Source organism: Lysinibacillus sp. fkY74-1 (assembly GCF_053165895.1).
This window is the reverse complement of record NZ_CP170173.1, coordinates 2,062,012-2,079,055: the sequence shown is the minus strand read 5'-3', so window position 1 is coordinate 2,079,055 and position 17,044 is coordinate 2,062,012. Positions and strand designations below refer to the sequence as shown.

At 31.1% G+C, this 17,044-nt stretch carries 9 protein-coding genes and 2 pseudogenes; 3 read left to right on the top strand and 8 right to left on the bottom strand.

The features are described from left to right. Window positions 1-253 precede the first annotated feature (253 nt). From ACE1MS_RS10060 to ACE1MS_RS10050, 3 genes and pseudogenes are all read right to left on the bottom strand, one after another. Complete coding sequence (locus tag ACE1MS_RS10060) at window positions 254-1,966, bottom strand: methyl-accepting chemotaxis protein (RefSeq protein WP_447402932.1); 1,713 nt, start codon at window positions 1,964-1,966, stop codon at window positions 254-256. Between the two features lie 1,002 nt (window positions 1,967-2,968). Beyond that, window positions 2,969-3,195 (bottom strand): annotated as a pseudogene (locus tag ACE1MS_RS10055) (group II intron reverse transcriptase/maturase); the annotation flags it as partial. 40 nt (window positions 3,196-3,235) lie between these two features. Continuing rightward, window positions 3,236-3,418, bottom strand: a pseudogene (locus ACE1MS_RS10050) (IS3-like element ISBsp3 family transposase); the annotation flags it as partial. 326 nt (window positions 3,419-3,744) lie between these two features. On the opposite strand from ACE1MS_RS10050, the gene ACE1MS_RS10045 reads away from it, so the two are divergent. Beyond that, the gene (locus ACE1MS_RS10045; RefSeq protein ID WP_447402931.1) at window positions 3,745-4,770 is read left to right on the top strand and encodes an ETX/MTX2 family pore-forming toxin; all 1,026 of its coding nucleotides are present in this window, start codon (window positions 3,745-3,747) and stop codon (window positions 4,768-4,770) included. Window positions 4,771-5,060: 290 nt separating this feature from the next. Here ACE1MS_RS10045 and ACE1MS_RS10040 read toward each other — a convergent pair whose 3' ends face one another. The 5 genes from ACE1MS_RS10040 to ACE1MS_RS10020 form a co-directional block, all read right to left on the bottom strand. After that, window positions 5,061-5,399 carry a transposase gene (locus tag ACE1MS_RS10040; RefSeq protein WP_447402930.1) on the bottom strand — a complete coding sequence of 113 codons (339 nt, stop codon included), beginning with the start codon at window positions 5,397-5,399 and terminating at the stop codon, window positions 5,061-5,063. 573 nt (window positions 5,400-5,972) lie between these two features. Continuing rightward, on the bottom strand, window positions 5,973-6,086 hold the full coding sequence (locus ACE1MS_RS10035; RefSeq protein ID WP_447402966.1) for a helix-turn-helix domain-containing protein: 114 nt from the start codon (window positions 6,084-6,086) through the stop codon (window positions 5,973-5,975). Window positions 6,087-6,625: 539 nt separating this feature from the next. Beyond that, a complete protein-coding gene (locus ACE1MS_RS10030; protein ID WP_447402929.1) occupies window positions 6,626-7,666 on the bottom strand; it encodes a Fic family protein in 1,041 nt (346 codons plus the stop codon). Window positions 7,667-9,466: 1,800 nt separating this feature from the next. Continuing rightward, window positions 9,467-10,492: an ETX/MTX2 family pore-forming toxin gene (locus ACE1MS_RS10025; RefSeq protein ID WP_447402928.1), complete on the bottom strand. Its 1,026-nt coding sequence runs from the start codon at window positions 10,490-10,492 to the stop codon at window positions 9,467-9,469. Window positions 10,493-11,655: 1,163 nt separating this feature from the next. Further along, a complete protein-coding gene (locus ACE1MS_RS10020; RefSeq protein ID WP_447402927.1) occupies window positions 11,656-13,365 on the bottom strand; it encodes a methyl-accepting chemotaxis protein in 1,710 nt (569 codons plus the stop codon). A 1,506-nt stretch (window positions 13,366-14,871) separates the two neighbouring features. Between ACE1MS_RS10020 and ACE1MS_RS10015 the strand changes: the two genes are divergently transcribed. Together ACE1MS_RS10015 and ACE1MS_RS10010 are read left to right on the top strand one after the other, a co-directional pair. Beyond that, window positions 14,872-15,525, top strand: a complete 654-nt coding sequence (locus ACE1MS_RS10015) for a potassium channel family protein (protein ID WP_447402926.1) — start codon at window positions 14,872-14,874, stop codon at window positions 15,523-15,525. A gap of 4 nt (window positions 15,526-15,529) precedes the next feature. Continuing rightward, on the top strand, window positions 15,530-16,852 hold the full coding sequence (locus tag ACE1MS_RS10010; RefSeq protein ID WP_447402925.1) for a TrkH family potassium uptake protein: 1,323 nt from the start codon (window positions 15,530-15,532) through the stop codon (window positions 16,850-16,852). The last annotated feature ends 192 nt before the right edge of the window (window positions 16,853-17,044 follow it).

Sequence of the window (17,044 nt, the reverse complement as noted above, 5' to 3'; positions counted from 1 at the left end):
GAAAGGAAAATGACAAAAGCCATCGAGAATGAACTTCTCGACGGCTTTGTCTACAGTCTGACTTATAGTTAATTTTGAGCATAAATTTGGTCCTTTAATGAATTTTGGAAGAAGTTATTCGGACTATCCTTTCAAGTGGATTGATATGCCTTGGCCATTGAAGTGCAACCAACCTCATAATTTCAATACTATTTAATAGGAATTATTTTATAGACTTGATCAGTATTTGATGAACGTCTGCCCCTATTTTGCCCTATCTAAACTTAAACATATTTGTTTTTTCATGTAAGTCTTCCGCCATTTTAGAAAGCTCTGTAGTAGATGCAGTAATTTCCTGCATAGAGGCTAATTGTTCTTCAGTAGCAGCTGATATATTTTGAGTCCCGCTTGCATTGTTTTGAGAAATTTCATTAATTTGTTCCATAGTTTTGGACATTTGATCTGCACCAACTACCATCTGCTCTACAGAACTAGACACTTCATGTATTTGAACAGATACCTCATTAATAGCATGTTGAATCTTTTCAAATGAGTCACCCGCTGTATTCACATTATGAATGCCTGTTTTCACTTCATTCGTTGTGAACTGCATGGAGTCTACCAGTTTGTTAGTTTCACTTTGAATCCTTTTAATTAGCTCAGAAATTCTTAGAGACGAAGTAGATGATTCTTCTGCCAATTTTCGTACTTCTTCCGAAACGATCGCAAAGCCTTTTCCGTGCTCTCCTGCTCTTGCAGCTTCTATCGCTGCATTTAATGCTAGTAAATTAGTTTGGGTAGCAATACTTGTAATTACTTCAACGATGTCTCCAATCTCAGACGAACGTTCACCTAAATCACTAATAATAACACTTAAACTACCAATAGTTGTCTCAATCGTATTCATTTGTACAACTGCATTTTGAATAATATTATTTCCATCTAAAGATAATTTTTTTGCTTGTGTAGCCGCCTCTGTCACGTTAGTAGAATTTCTAGCTATTATTCCGACATTTTGCACCATATGATTTACAATATCTGATGTTTTTGTAATAGTTCTGACTTGTTCGTCTGAGCCACTTGCTACCTCTAGCGTAACCGATGCTATGTGCTCACTTGCCTCACTTGTTTGTTCAGCACTTGACGATAGCTCAAGCGAAAATGCTGCCAACTGCTCAGATGAATGTTTCATTTGACCAATAAGATTTCGTAATTGAGCGGTCATTTGGCTAAATGAAGATGTTAGTACTCCTATTTCATCTTTTGAATTATAATCCACATTAAAATCTAATTCTCCAGCTTCGGCTCGTTGGACAGCAAATATTAATTTATTTATAGGAGCAATTAAATATTTCCTTACAATTATTAAGCCAATTACCACATATAGAATACCTAATACAATTGAAATAATTAGAGAAAACGTTATACCTTTACTTGCAGCAGCTTCACTTTCAATATGCAATTTATTTGCATATTTCTTATTCAAATCTATCAATTCTATCCCTTTTGATAAAATAGTGTCGTATATAGGCTTGGCATTTGAATTAAAGAAGCTAATAGCTTCTTCATTCTTGTTGGCAAGACTTAGTTGAAATACTTTCTCCATATTTTCTTTGAAGCTTGGTAGTTGCTCAATTAATTCGCTTAATATTTTATCCTCATCCGGGTACAAATAAGTATCCTTTAGTAATTGAAGGTTCTTTTCATTATCTTCAAATGCATTCTGCACTTCATCATTAATTTCCTTAATTGTTGCTTCATCTGTAAAGAGGAAAGAACGATACATATCTGAAACAATAATTTGATTGTTAAGACTATAATCACCTAGAATTATACTTGGTTCTAGCCGGTCTTTAAAAATACTTTCTGTAATATTCTCCAGAGATTTCATTGTGTTATATCCAATCATTAGGATAATTCCAACAGTTATAATTGCTATAGACATTAATAGAACTAACTTTTTAAATATGGATAGATTACGAACCAAGGTTAATACCCTCCGTTTTGAATTAAATTAGTTGCGCACTAAATGCAAAGAATATTCAAAAAAATTTTTGAATTTCTAACATTATTAAACAGAGTTCACCCACCTCCTATAAATATGTGAACAACTTCTACAAAATATAGCGTAGCTATTGAAATTGCTACATCTATAAATGTAGAGAAACTAGAGAATTATACTTGCCTGAAGAGTCTTAAAAGTGTTGCAATAGAATATTAAAAAAATATGTAAAATTCAGAATTACACTTAAATAAGTTTTTTCATAATTAGACTATGAAGTATTAATTTAATTTTCAATAGCTAAACATAATTCTATAGCATATATTGTCCCAATAGATGTACTAGCAACTTTAGCTAAAGTTTTTTTGTACTAATTTTCTTCTTTTTCTATACATATATTCTCCTTTTGAGTTTATTTTTTATAAAAAAAGAATAGTTCTTTTCACACGTTTTAGCAAATATAGTGTAAATGTAGCCAAATTCATAATAAAATGCATATATATTAATGTATAATTATATATATAACTTAATAATTACGTAATATTAATGGCATTATACTATTTTGTTTGCTCTTAAGAGCTTAATAGACTTATAATGTGTCAAAAAAAATTAATATAAAAAATACCGAAAATATCTAAATAGCACAAGGATTTTTGTTTGTCACTTTTATCAGACTGAACGTTTGCATTAAGTGATTCAATTTTATAAATAGTATATTTCACTAACACTAACAGTTATTTCTAACTGACACGTCTTCTTTTGAAATGCTGGATAAGAAATTTTTGCAGTTTCAGGGAAAGCGATTATTTAACAGATTCTTTCGTGTATTCTCTTTTAAAATCTTTCCTAGTTATCGTTTTGAACGGTCTAATTTTTTATCTGGATATTGCAAGCATATGAATCAGGTTTAGTATAGCGTCCTCGAGATCGTAGCTATAAATTTTAAGGTCGCAGTTCCTTTTCATGTAGATTTTAATCGGAGCTAGTTTTAATATTTTCCCATTGATTGCTTATATACCAATCTAAATCGTTCCTTACAATATTGGAACAATGAGGTGAGAAAATCCGTCCTTGCGGAGTTCCTTTGGTTGGAATACCAATACTAACTTACACTGAACACCCTTCTATCACAGATTCCTATAATGTACTTTTGTTTTAGCAGATTTGACTGATTGAAATTATCAAAGAAACCTTTGAATATCTATGTCTACTATATGGTGATATGGTGATTTATTGCAATATTATCAAGTCCTTTTCATAAATCGTTTTTAATAGCACGTAGTCCTGAAAATTTGCTTCTTCACGTATCACTTGTTCTTTACTATTTTGGAGCCCTATATTAATAACTACTGGGACTTACATTTGTAAATAACATAAATAACGTGTCATATTTTTCAACTGATACAACCGATAAATATCTTTAATAGCTTGATACTTTTAACTTGGTAATTAGTTGTTTCTTCGCCTTCCTTTTCATCCCGTATAGCCTTTAAAAATGGAAATTGTAAATTCAGCTTCAAGTAAATAAGTACGTGCCTCCTTTTCTGTGACAATTAAAAAATCTTATGACCTCTTTTAAGTGAATAAATTAGTATATTGTCTTTGGAATTACGTACTTATTATCATTAAAATTCAAAATACGCGTCAACAAAATGTACTATTAGATATGGACTTTGCTTAATTTACAGAATATTTGCTCATTTTTGTGAAAAAAACTATTCTTTTTAGTGTGACAGAAAAAAATCAAAAAGGAGAAGATATGTATGAAAAAGAGGAAATATTTAGTACAAAGAACTTTAACTATAGCTGCAATTGCATCTATGGGAACAACACTTACTTTAGTATCTCCAAGTTTAGCTAGTGCAAATCAAATTAGTACTTCTGGAGAACAAGGTGTTCTAGCAGAAAATACGCCTCCTAGTATTATTGAACAAACAAACGCAGTAGGTATTACAGATGTTAAATCGGAATTAGATAAAATAGGAAAACACTATTATACTAATGAATTTGCTGGAACAAAATACTATTCAAAAGGGCTTCCACTAACTTTTAAACCCAATCCAGAAAGTGTTGTGACAGAGCTTAACTTTAGTATAACGAGTAATACTTTGAATAATCTGAACTATGATACTACAACAATTAGTTACGTAACAGTAGGCGAACTTGATAACACAAAAACTCCTTTAGAACAAACGCTTACAACAGTGAGTTACAGTGAGAGTGTACAAGAAACAACATCGACAGCGACACAAAATGGTTTTAAAGTTGGAGGGTCCGGTGACCTACTATTTGGAGTTCCACTATTAGTAGAAGGTTTAAAAATTAATGCAGAATTTAATTCTTCTACTACAAGCACAACAGCAAAAAGCGTGACAAGAACATTAACGTCACCTTCTCAAAATATAAGAGTGCCATCGGGTAAAAAATATAGAGCAGTTGCCGTTTTAAAACAATTAAATTTTTGGGGTGATGTTTCATTTACTGGTGAAGGAATCAATCCGATGACTACAATAAAAGGGAGGGCAATATATACCGCACCAAATGGTAGTTATTGGGAAGACCATACTTGGAGAAAATATACGGCCCAATTTTGGAATGAATTAACTAATGCTCAGAAAAATGATTTAAAGGGAATCGAATTTATTTACTACCCAAGTACTGGGGGAGTTAAAGTAAAAGCACAAGGGACTGCTAAATTCGAAGGTGTAATGGGTAGTAAACTAGAAGTAGATATTTTAGATGTTACAAATCCTGCAAACCCCATTTTAGTGGAATCAAGAAGTTATTAACTGAATCAATTTCATAAACTATATTTTTCTAGAGCCTGGACTACTCCGATTAAGCAAGCTTATGTTTATAAAATTATGTTGCAAAACCTAATTGGTGACCTGATGTACATCGACAAAGACAAGTAGATCAGTTGTATGACGAAATCGGATAAAGAAGCATTTTGCATAAATTGGTCCTTAATAGGCATTGTGGAATTTTAAGTATTTGTTGAATGATAAAATGTATTGGCTGCTTACTGAATCTGAACTGCACCCTTTTCAAGTACACAGTGGAAATAATAAAAAATGTATTAAGCGGCTTGAGTCCTGAATTCTAACGGACTCAAGCCGCTTAATCGTTTCTGATAACGATAGTAATTATAAAAATGAATAATATCATCAATCGCTAGTTTTAACTCTTCATATAAATTGTACTTATGTAAATAATACTTCTCACACCTCAGTGTGCCCCAAAATGATTCAATTGGTCCGTTATCAATACATCGACCAACACGGGAAATACTTTGTGTCATATTGGCTTTTTCTACAAATCGCTTAAATTCTTTCGATGTATATTGAAAACCTCGGTCACTATGTATTAATGGCTTATTGTAATGATTAAATAGCTGATTTGGTTGTTTTGAAAACAAGGGAATTATTATTCGAATGACCGAACACATATCTCACAATTGAACCATCATATAAATCAATAATTGCTCTTAAATAAGCTTTTTTCCCGTGTCCATACATAAGTTTTGTGACGTCTGCACACCATTTTTCATTGGGTTTTCCTATGTAAATGCTCGATTCAATGCGTTATCCGCCTCATGACGTGCTGGGGATTTTCGATAAAGCTTGCGCTTTCTACGAATAACAGACTACAATCCACTAAATTGCATTAAACGATATATACTTTTCGTTAACCTTTGCTTGATTATTTTCTTTTCGCCGACGATTGATGGTCAACGTTGTAAGACGATAGCCCTAAATACCATCTTCTTGTTGGTAAAAGAGATGAATGTCCTTTTTCAAACATAGTAAAAGAGTCAAAAGTTTTTCCTCTCGATGTAATTCTTGAATCGCTGAATAGCGTTTTTAAAATAAATTTTCTGCACGTAAACGTTTATTTTCACTTTCAGTATGTTGAAACTCTATTACAATTTCCCCTCAACGGTTAATTCGACTTCATCTCTTGTGCGACTACGGCGATCCCATAATCCCTCTTAACCGTTAGTTTCAAATTTCTTCGTCCATTGATACACCTGTTGATACGAAACACCGTAGGTGTGCGCTGACAACTGATAATTTTTCTGGTTCTTCAAACAGTACTTAACAATCTAAATACGATCACGTTCAATTGCCTCATATTTCATTTTCCAGCTAGGTAAAGCTTGGGTATAAATCGAAATAATTCCCGGATAATAAAGTGACCTTCTTGGAACAATTGAAGGATATGTAATTTTAACTAGATTGGATGTTTACTTCGCCCCCAAAAAAGCTCCCCTTAGATAAACAGATTTTTTAATCTGTCTACCTAATTGGGAGCATATCAATTTAGTTAGCAGCTTTTTGTTGTTTATATAAAAAAACAGACAACTGTAATATACAATCCTTAAAGGCTGCTATAATTTCTTCTAGGGATATCCTGCTTCAAGTAATTTGAGTTGTTTGTTCTAATTTATTCATTTGTTTTCCCTCATTTATATTTTGTATCATTTTTATGCTTGGATTACCTTGGGTATAACTGCTAGAAACCTCACAATTTACACATTAGTCAAACAAAGGCATAGATAAATGCCTTGGTATGTTTAATCTCTATATCCCTTTAGCATGACAGTTATTTTTATAGTAATATGCATTCCTCCTACTTTTAAGCTTAGACTTTCATCCAGCGCGCATTTTTCCCTTTTGAAACAAGTTTGATTTCACCCAATAATTGTAAATCATTTAAAGCTTTACTAATTGTACTTTCGCCTATATCAGGATACATACTTCGAATGTATTCTTTTGTGAAAGGTTGTTCGTGATTAAGAACAAAATTCTGAATTCTCTCTATCTTAGTATGTCTACTTATAGTATCCTTTACTCTATTATGTAGATTTTTATAAGCGTCTAAAATAATTGTTAAGAATATTTTTAACCAAAAGCTACTATTATGCTCATTACAGTACCAATTTGCCGATGATTTATAGATTGCTTCATAGTATTCTGCCTCTCTTTGCTTTATATGTTCATCTAAACAAACATATTTTACAAATGTATGGCCGCTTTTTATTAGTAATAATTGCATTAACATTATAGTTACCCTTCCATTACCTTGACTAAATGGAATTATGCAATAAAGATTGAATATAAAATGAGCTATCAGTAGAATAGTGGGCAATTCTTTTTTACAGTTTAATAAATTATATTGGTTGCATAAATGTTCAACAGCCATTTGTATTTTTTCAGGTGGAAGAGGACGATAAACTTTCGTGTACATCCCATTCTCCAGTATTCCGGGGATAGAGAATGGTTTTTGGCGCCATTTTGCACCATCAGAGGTAATAAAATGTATTAATTGAAAATGTAATTCTTGTATAGTATCTGGGCTAATATCAAAAACATTAGATTTTTTATGCACAAGCGTTAGAGTTTCATAATAACATAATATCGCATCTTCTGAGATCGATTGGGGTATTATATCTTCTAAAATAAGTTCTTTTAATCGTTTATTGGAAACTTTTATATCCTCATAAATTGAAACATAGTTTTTTATGTATTGTTTTGGCATAGCATTTTCTAGGTTAGTAAACATATCAGATCTTTGCTCTTGATAAGCAGTTAACTTTCCTTTATATTCACTAATTTCACTTACTAAGTTTATTATTTGATTCTCACCATTATATTTATACTGATCTTCAAAAAAATTTCTCACTTTTCCCCCCTACTTTCCTTTATTACAAACATACATATTATTATTGTCAAATGAAAATCTTCACAAGGTTACTCAAATACAAGTAATACCCTCCCCTATACAGTCTTTTGATTTAAGAATATTTACTTCTCTAGCACAATTATAGCCTAGTAGAATAAGTAAACAAGACATTCACTTATTCGCACTTATATTTTTCAAAAAAGTATTTGTAACGCTACTTCTAAATAAATAGCAAGGTTACAATACCCATTTTTCTTCTTCTTTCAGCGTATGATAACAAAAGAAGGAAATGTTTAGAATCCCCGTAATTACCTAAATTGAATTATTTTTTTGCTTACGGTATAAATAATAAATATTTATTTCTTCCACTTCAATAATCTTAGTTTCTTCAAATATTAAAAAACCATATTATAGCATACAAATTGAGTATAAACTGCACTGTATTATTTGTGCTAAATTTGGAAATCGGGGAAATAAAATTAGAAAATTATGGTAATTAGCTAATTACTGAAGATACAGTTAATCAGAAATCAAACAACCCTCAATCTTCTGAAAGTTTTTGTTGTGGTACTAGAGGGCGTAAACCAAATTTCGGAGGAAAAAATTGAGTTAATTAAATAGCTGCACTTCGGAGGTCTCTCTATATGTTCTATTGCTAGAATAGTTAGTGTGGGATTAGGTACGTACAGAAATACCAAAAATGAACCTTACATTTAGAATAGCAGTATATTTGACCTCTAAAGTAAATATATGAAAAGTTCATTATTAAGTTTTGATAAGGACCCATATATCAGGTAGTGAAAAAAGAAACATTATCCAATCAGTTGTCGTTATTGAAATCGGCGACTGGTTAATAGTGTAGTAAGAACTGTACAGGCTTTAAATACTTTTTCCATATGTACCATAATATTAAAATTTGACTACAAAAATCTGTGCTAATAGAGAGGTTATTCATAAGCGGAAAATCTTATTTGCCTGTTATTTAAATTCCTAATTTTTAATTGTCTCGAAATGGAGATAATTAAAAATTAGGAGGAAAAAAGATACTCTTTACCCTATCAGGTCCATGCTAATTGCTACCGGAAAAGAAATAATAAATACTGTGAAGCTATTTAGTCGTATTTATTTAGATTTACTGACGATGACAGAGCAGGGATGTATTTGATGAGCTCAATACATTTTTAATGTCAACGGACCGTTATAAACGCTTTTGACCAAACTTCACAAAGCGAGTATTTTTATTTCTACTAAATACTGCCTTTTTGGCGAGTTTTAATATTTTTAAAGTCTAGAGATTAAACAAAATACAAATAAGGAAAATAGATAAATAAATTAGAACAAACAACTCAAATTACTTGAAGCAGGATATCACTAGAAGAAATTAAAGCGGCCATTGAAAGTAATTGAGATAACTAATGATGCTAAGACAGATAACTAATCACAGTTGTCTGATTTTTATATAAACACCAAAAGCCTGAAACTAAATTCATCAGCAGCTTCTACACCAAAACACTCAATTAATCAAAAAATGGCCTTAATGAATGTCCAAGTATTTGTCTCTAATATCAATTAATTAGTTTTAGCATCCATTTTCAGACTACGCCTATTAGCCAAATTTATGTAAAAGACTTCTTTGTAGGATTTCGAAATACAACTGTTCTCTCTGTCTTTAACCATGTACATTAGGTTTACCATTTGGGTTTTGCAACATAATTTTATAAACATAAATTTTCTTAATAGGGGTAGTCTAGGCTCTTGAAAATATGATTTATAATTGGTTCAGATGTCAAAAAATAAATTTTAAAAACTTCTTGTTTCCACTAACATGGGGCTTGCTGGATTTGTAACATCTAAAATATCTACTTCTAGTTTACTACCCATTACACCTTCGAATCTACTTGTCCCTTGTGCTTTTACTCTAACTCCACCAGTACTTGGATAGTAAATAAATTCAATTCCATTTAAATCATTTTTCTGAGCATTAGTTAGTTCCTTCCAAAATAGAGCCGTATATTTTCTCCAAGTGTGTTGTTCCCAATATGAACCATTTGGAGCATAATAAACTCCAGTTCCCTTTATTGTAGTCATCGGATTGATTCCTTCACCAGTAAACGAAACATCCCCCCAAAAATTTAATTGTTTAAATGAAACAACTGCTTTATATTTTTTACCCGGTGGCACTTTTATATTTTGTGAAGGTAATGTTATTGTTTTTGCTTCGGACTCTACTTTTGTGCTTGTAGTAGAAGAATTAAATTCTGCATTAATTTTTAAACCTTCTACTAATAGTGGAACTCCAAATAATAAGTCACCAGCCCCCCCTACTTTAAAACCATTTTGTGTCGCTGTCGATATTGTTTCTTGTGTAGACTTACTGTAACTAGGTGTTGTAAGTGTCTGTTCCACAGGGGTTTTTGTATTATCAAGTTCGCCTATTGTTACGTATTCAAGTATGGTAGTATCATAGTTCAAATTATCTACATTACTCCCCGTAATACTAAAGTCAATCTCTGTCTCAACACTATCTGGATTGGGTTTAAAAGTTATTGTAGCCACTCTTGTATAGAGTTGTGTACCTGCAATTTCATTAACATAATAGTATTTCCCAATTTTATCTAATTCAGATTTAACATCTGTAATACCAACTGCGTTTGCTTGTTCAATAATACTAGGGGGCGTATTTTCTGCTAGTACACCTTGTTCTCCAGATGTACTAATTTGATTTGCACTAGCTAAACTTGGGGATGTTAAAGCAAGTGTTGTTCCCATAGATGCAATTGCAGCTATAGTTAAAGTTCTTTGTACTAAATATTTCCTCTTTTTCATACATATCTTCTCCTTTTTGATTTTTTTCTGTCACACTAAAAATGATAGTCTCCTTCACAAAATTAAGCAAAAAATGCATAAAAATAGTTAAATACATACCAAAACGCATATTTAATTAATGCATAAATTAAATAAGAATAAGATAATAAGTACACTATTTAAACTATATTATTCTATTTTATTACATTTAAGAGGTCATAAGAGTTTTTGATTGTCACAAAAAAGTTAATAAAAATATTAAGATTTTAAATAAAAGACTAGGTGCTTATTGAATACCTAGTCACTTGTATCTTGTATTCAATTTAATTCTGTTTAATGCATGATATAATTCATTTAGCCAGTGTTTTCCGACATAAATCACGAAATTATTTTATTTTTTTCTCATAGAAAACAAAAAATATGAATTCTAATAGTAAACGACCTTCATCAGATTGATATGATATTGGGTAAACTAGAAGTAGATATTCATGTTGAAACATCAATTATAGGTACATTGAAATAAAATGCAATACTTTCTCTGTTGGGTATTTTGAATTTAGGGTATTGTATCCTAATATATATTTTTTATAGGAATTAGAGTAAGTTATCCGCAAGAAGTAAAATTAAAGGCAGTTGAAATTAAGTTACAAGGTATTCCTACATATGTTATTAGAAGAGTTAAATATTTGTGATGACACACAAATTTAAAAATATACACGTTTGTATAATAATGGTGAAGCAACCTTCGGGAAAACACTTTACTTTTTTGAATGTTCCAGCTGGTCTTTCAGCTATCGAAGAGCAATGTCGTGTGAAAGTTAAAAAACGTAAACCAACAGGACATCCACATTACGTACTAATAATCTTATGAATCATGAATTTACATCACAAAAACGCTTGGAGAATCTCGTTACAGATATTACCTACTTCCCTTTTGGTGGGAAAACGTAACAGGGAATCGGTATATATTTCGGCTGCGTACTAACAAACAATCAAAGCAAAAGGCATTATCATGAGCATGTCCCGTAAAGGAATGCCCGCTGATAATGCCACAATTGAATCGTTTCATTCGACACACAAAGCAGAAACGTTTATTTCGACTGATTACCTTATTCTCCGCTTATTAATTCTAACTTCTCTCAAAATTTCAGCCAATAGCTAACTTAAAATAATAAATCACCCCCTTATACTTTAAACATATTTATTTTTTCTTGTAAGTCTTCTGCCATTTTAGAAAGTGCCGAAGTAGATGCAGTAATTTCCTGCATAGAGGCTAATTGCTCTTCAGTAGCCGCTGAAATATTTTGTGTCCCTTCTGCAGAGCTTTGGGCAATTTCATTAATTTGTTCCATGGATTTGGTCATTTGATCAGCTCCTGCTACCATCTGTTGTACAGAAAAAGATACTTCTTGAATTTGAACAGAAACCTCGTTAATGGCATGTTGAATTTTTTCAAAAGATTCACCTGCGATATTCACATTGTCAATACCTGTCTTAACTTCATTTGTAGTGAACTCCATGGAATCTACCGCTTTATTTGTTTCCGCTTGAATCCTTGTAATTAAATTAGAGATTTTCTGTGCTGACGCAGATGATTCTTCTGCTAATTTTCGAACTTCTTCCGAAACGACTGCAAAGCCTTTTCCATGTTCGCCTGCTCTTGCTGCTTCAATCGCTGCATTTAACGCAAGCAGGTTGGTTTGTGCAGCAATACTTGTAATGACTTCAACGATTTGTCCAATCTCATTCGAACGCTCACCTAATCCACTAATAACATCACTTAGACCGCCAATAGATGTTTGAATCGAGTTCATTTGTAGAACTGCAGTTTGAATAATATCATTTCCATCTATAGCAAGTTGGTTTGCTTGTGTAGTAGCCTCTGACACGTTAGTAGAACTTTTAGCTATTGTTTGGACATTCTGTACCATATGATTCACAACATTAGAAGTTTCTATAATCGTACTAACCTGGTCATCTGAACCGCTTGCTACCTCTAACGTAACAGAAGCAATATGTTCACTTGCCTCATTCGTTTGTTCCGCACTTGCCGAAAGCTCAACTGAAAATGCAGCCATCTGTTCGGATGATTGTTGCACATGACCAATAAGTTCCCGTAAGTGAGTAATCATATGGCTAAAATTGGACATTAAGACACCTAGTTCATCCTTAGAATCATAGTCTACACTAAAATTTAGTTCCCCAGCTTGTGCTCGTTGAACAGCATATTTTAATTTCTCAATTGGTGAAATTAGATATTTTCGTACACCGATAAAACCGATTACTACAAACAGAATTCCTAATACAATTGATATTATTAGAGAATTTGCGATCCTTTCAGTCGCCTCAGCTTTACTTTCCATTACCAAAGTACTTGCATTTTTTCTATTCAATTCTGTTAGTTCCAAACCTTTTGACATAATTTTTTCAAGAACAGGCTCGGCACTTGATTCAAAGAGATTAATTGCTTCTTCATTCTTATTAGCAAGACTTAGCTGAAAAACTTGCTCCATGCTTTCTTTAAAAATTGGATATAGCTGAACCAATTCACTTATTATTTGTTTCTCATCCGAGTGCATATTGGTTGATTCAAGTAATTTAAGATTCTTTTCATTATCTTTAAACACATAAGTTACTTCATTTTTAATTTGGGTAATAGCTTTTTCATCGTTAAAAAGTAAAGAACGGTAAATATCTGAAACAATCATCTGATTATTAAGTCTATAGTCTGATAAAATAATACTTGGTTCTAGACGATTTTTTAAAATATTCTCTGCATTTTTCTCCAATTTTTTCATAGTAGTATATCCACTTACTTGGATAAGAGCAACCGTTAAAATTGCTATAGACATTAATAAGACTAACTTTTTAAATATGGATAAATTACGAACCACGGGTATTCTCTCCTTTTTGAATCGTTTTTGTGACTTTAATTGAAAGGCTGTAATATCTACCTAATTAGAGGTACGAAAATCTTTAATTGTAATAACAGCCCTTCACAATCTCATGTTACTTTTTATGTACAATTCCCTACCATCTCCTACTTTCTTTATGTAAATTTTTTGATTCATTTACTGTTTATCGGCTTCTCTTTAAAAACTTTAAATGATAAACAGAACTAAAGTTACTTGAAATTAAATAAAAATCTTTTTTATGCAATTTTTTATCCTTCTTTATAAAATTATTAATATAATTATATAATTTTATATTACATCATAAAAACTAGAGGCTAGGCACTTCCCAACTAAAATAATAACCATATAAGGTTGTTTATTGTTTTGTTATTAACAATTTCATGAGAAAAATCGTAGTTGAGAGTAAGTGAAATCCTAGGTATATAGTAATTATTTTCAGCTAAGTAAATAATGAGAAATCATTATATTAAAACAACGTTAAATATTTTGCTTTAAAGATTTGTGCAAAATATATGATTTAAATTTATGAGCAATGGAATCTATTTGAATAATCTCTTAAAGATCGGTTTATGTAGAAATGTAAAATCAATTTAAGGTTATATGACTAATCAACTGATCCCACTAACCTTTCAATTGTATAATTTTTCCTTGTTTAATGTTTATTTTTGTATTTCTGTTGCAAAGGGAAGATTTTTAATCTAACTGTTTTCTAACGGCTTAAAACCATAGCAACTTTATTTCAAACCTACAATTATGCCCATCTTTATCTAGATTAAATAAACTTATGTTTCCCTTTTTATTATGTTGGTAATCAGACCATAATCATATAATATGTCGTTTGTATTATAAAAAGTTACTTTTATTCTCAAAGAATTGTTTTGAAATGAAATAAAAGCATTACCTCCCCTATCTACCACTCGAATAAAAAATTGTTCTTTTATCTCTAATATATAGTTAGTTATCAAAAATTGTAAAAGTATAAGGTAATACTGAAACGTTCAGAAAAATGTAATATTATACGCCTCAAAACCAGACATAACAGTGACTTACAATATACCAATCATTTGCGCACCATTCTTGTGAAATATCAAAATCTAGAATTTCACCACAACTCAGCTTCTTGAACTGCAATATTTCTAACAACTAAAAATAAATCCATGTTATCATGGGTACACATGTTAATATAAAAAAGAACTACTCTTAAAAGGTTTAATTTTCTGAATATTTTTTATTGATGCATTCGATAGATTATTCAGTTAACTAATTTTAACAATTGACCTATTCGACATTTTGCTGTATAAAAATTTCAATGGAGTGAATCCTATATTTGAAAGTAGGATTATTGATCCGAATAAGATACTAACTCGTAAATGTAAAGTTGATACATTCCCTCTTATAACAGAAGGAGGTTTCTCTTTATTTATATTGTAATTTTAGTTTTTTGAACTTTAATAATGACATAACTATTAGAAAAGAAGGTGTAGTATGAAGAAATCATTTGCAGTATTTGGCTTAGGTCGTTTCGGGGGAACAATTGTAAAAGAATTCCACAATATGGGTATTGAGGTAATAGCTATAGATAAGGATGAGGTAAAGGTGAATGAATATTTGAACTATGCAACACAAACTTTTTGTGCAAATGCAATTGATGAAAAAACCCTTATTCAACTTGGAATTCGTAATGTTGACCATGCATTCGTTTCATTTGGTAGAGATATAGAATCAAGTATTTTAATTACGTTGTTATTAAAAGAAATAGGTGTAAAAAAAGTATGGGCAAAGGCCCAAAACGAGTATCATTCAAAGGCTCTTAAAAAAATTGGTGTGGACAAAGTAATCCATCCAGAACGTGATGTAGCAAAAAGAATTGCACGTCATATTGTGTCAGATAAAATGATTGATTTTATTGAACTTTCTAAAGATTATAGCATCGTAGAGATTGTTGTGAAAAAGAAGCTTATTTACAAGAGTTTAGGCGAACTAAATGTACGCGCAAAATTTGGTTGTACCATTGTCGGGATTCAACGTCAAGGTACGTTTATAGTTTCACCAACTGCTGAAGAAGTCATAAATAAAGAAGATGTATTAATAATAATAGGGCACAATAGTGATATTGCAAGATTTGAAGAAGGAGTTTAATATAATGAATTTCAAGTATATTAAATCAAATCCCTTTCAACTACTTGTATTTGTATTTTTATTTTTTATCACTTTGGGAACGATACTTTTAAAAATACCTTATGCAACAACAAATTCTCTAAGTTGGATTGACTCCCTTTTTACTGCAACATCTGCTATGACCGTAACAGGTCTTGTTGTAGTTGATACAGGAACTGCCTTCACTACTTTCGGCCAATACATCATTCTTGTTCTTATACAAGTTGGTGGATTAGGAATTATGTCATTTGCAGTTCTTATTTTTATGATGTTAGGCAAAAAAATCGGGTTTAAAGAGAGATTAATTGTACAAAGTGCTTTAAATCAGAATTCTCTAGGTGGAGTTATAAGACTAACCAAAAGTATATTTATATACGCTTTTACTATTGAAATCATTGCAACACTGATTTTAGCTTTAAAATGGGTTCCAGAGTATGGATGGGGAGAAGGAGTATATTACAGTTTCTTTCATGCAATATCAGCTTTTAATAATGCGGGATTTTCTATTTGGTCAGAAAGTTTAATGGGATATGTAGGTGATCCAATAGTAAATTTTGTTATCACATTTCTTTTCATAGTTGGTGGGATAGGTTTTACAGTTTTATCAGATATATGGTATAAACGCAGCTTTAAAAAGTTAGATTTACATTCAAAGGTAATGATAGTTGGAACTTTAGTTATCAACATATTAGCAATGATTATTATTTTTTCTATAGAATATAGTAATCCAAACACATTAGGACAATTGTCATCGTTAAGTGATAAACTTTGGGGTTCTTATTTTCAAGCAGTGACACCCCGTACAGCAGGATTCAATACACTTGATATAGGAAGTTTAAATGAAGCAACGATTGTTTTTATTTTACTTTTAATGTTTATAGGAGCTGGGAGTACATCGACAGGTGGTGGAATTAAGCTTACAACATTTTTGGTTATTGTCTTATCAATAATAACATTTTTGAGACAAAAAAATCAGATTACTATAGGAAATAGAGCAATTAAAGATAGGGTTATAATTAAATCCCTTGTCATTTTTGCAATAAGTGTATTGTTAATCTTTTTCACGGTATTTATTCTAAATATCACTGAGTCAGAGTCATTTTTAAAAATATTATTTGAAGTAATTTCAGCATTTGGTACAGTAGGTTTGTCAATGGGCATAACTGGTGATTTATCAGATGTCGGTAAGATAATTATTGTTTTTATTATGTTGGTGGGTAAACTAGGGCCATTAACGTGGGCCTTTGCACTTGCAAAACCAAAACAAGAAAAAGTAAGATATCCAAGCGAAGACATACTAACAGGATAAGACTTGACTTCTAATCTTTTGAGGTAAAAGTTATTTTATAAAAAATAATATGATACATTTTCACTGTTTCTCAATTGATTGATGTTCAATCAACATTAAATTTATTATAATTGCAAACTAATTAATAATTGTTTATTTCTCTTGAAAAACGGGTTTGATCAAAACCCGTTTCTTAAATATATAAAATTTTCT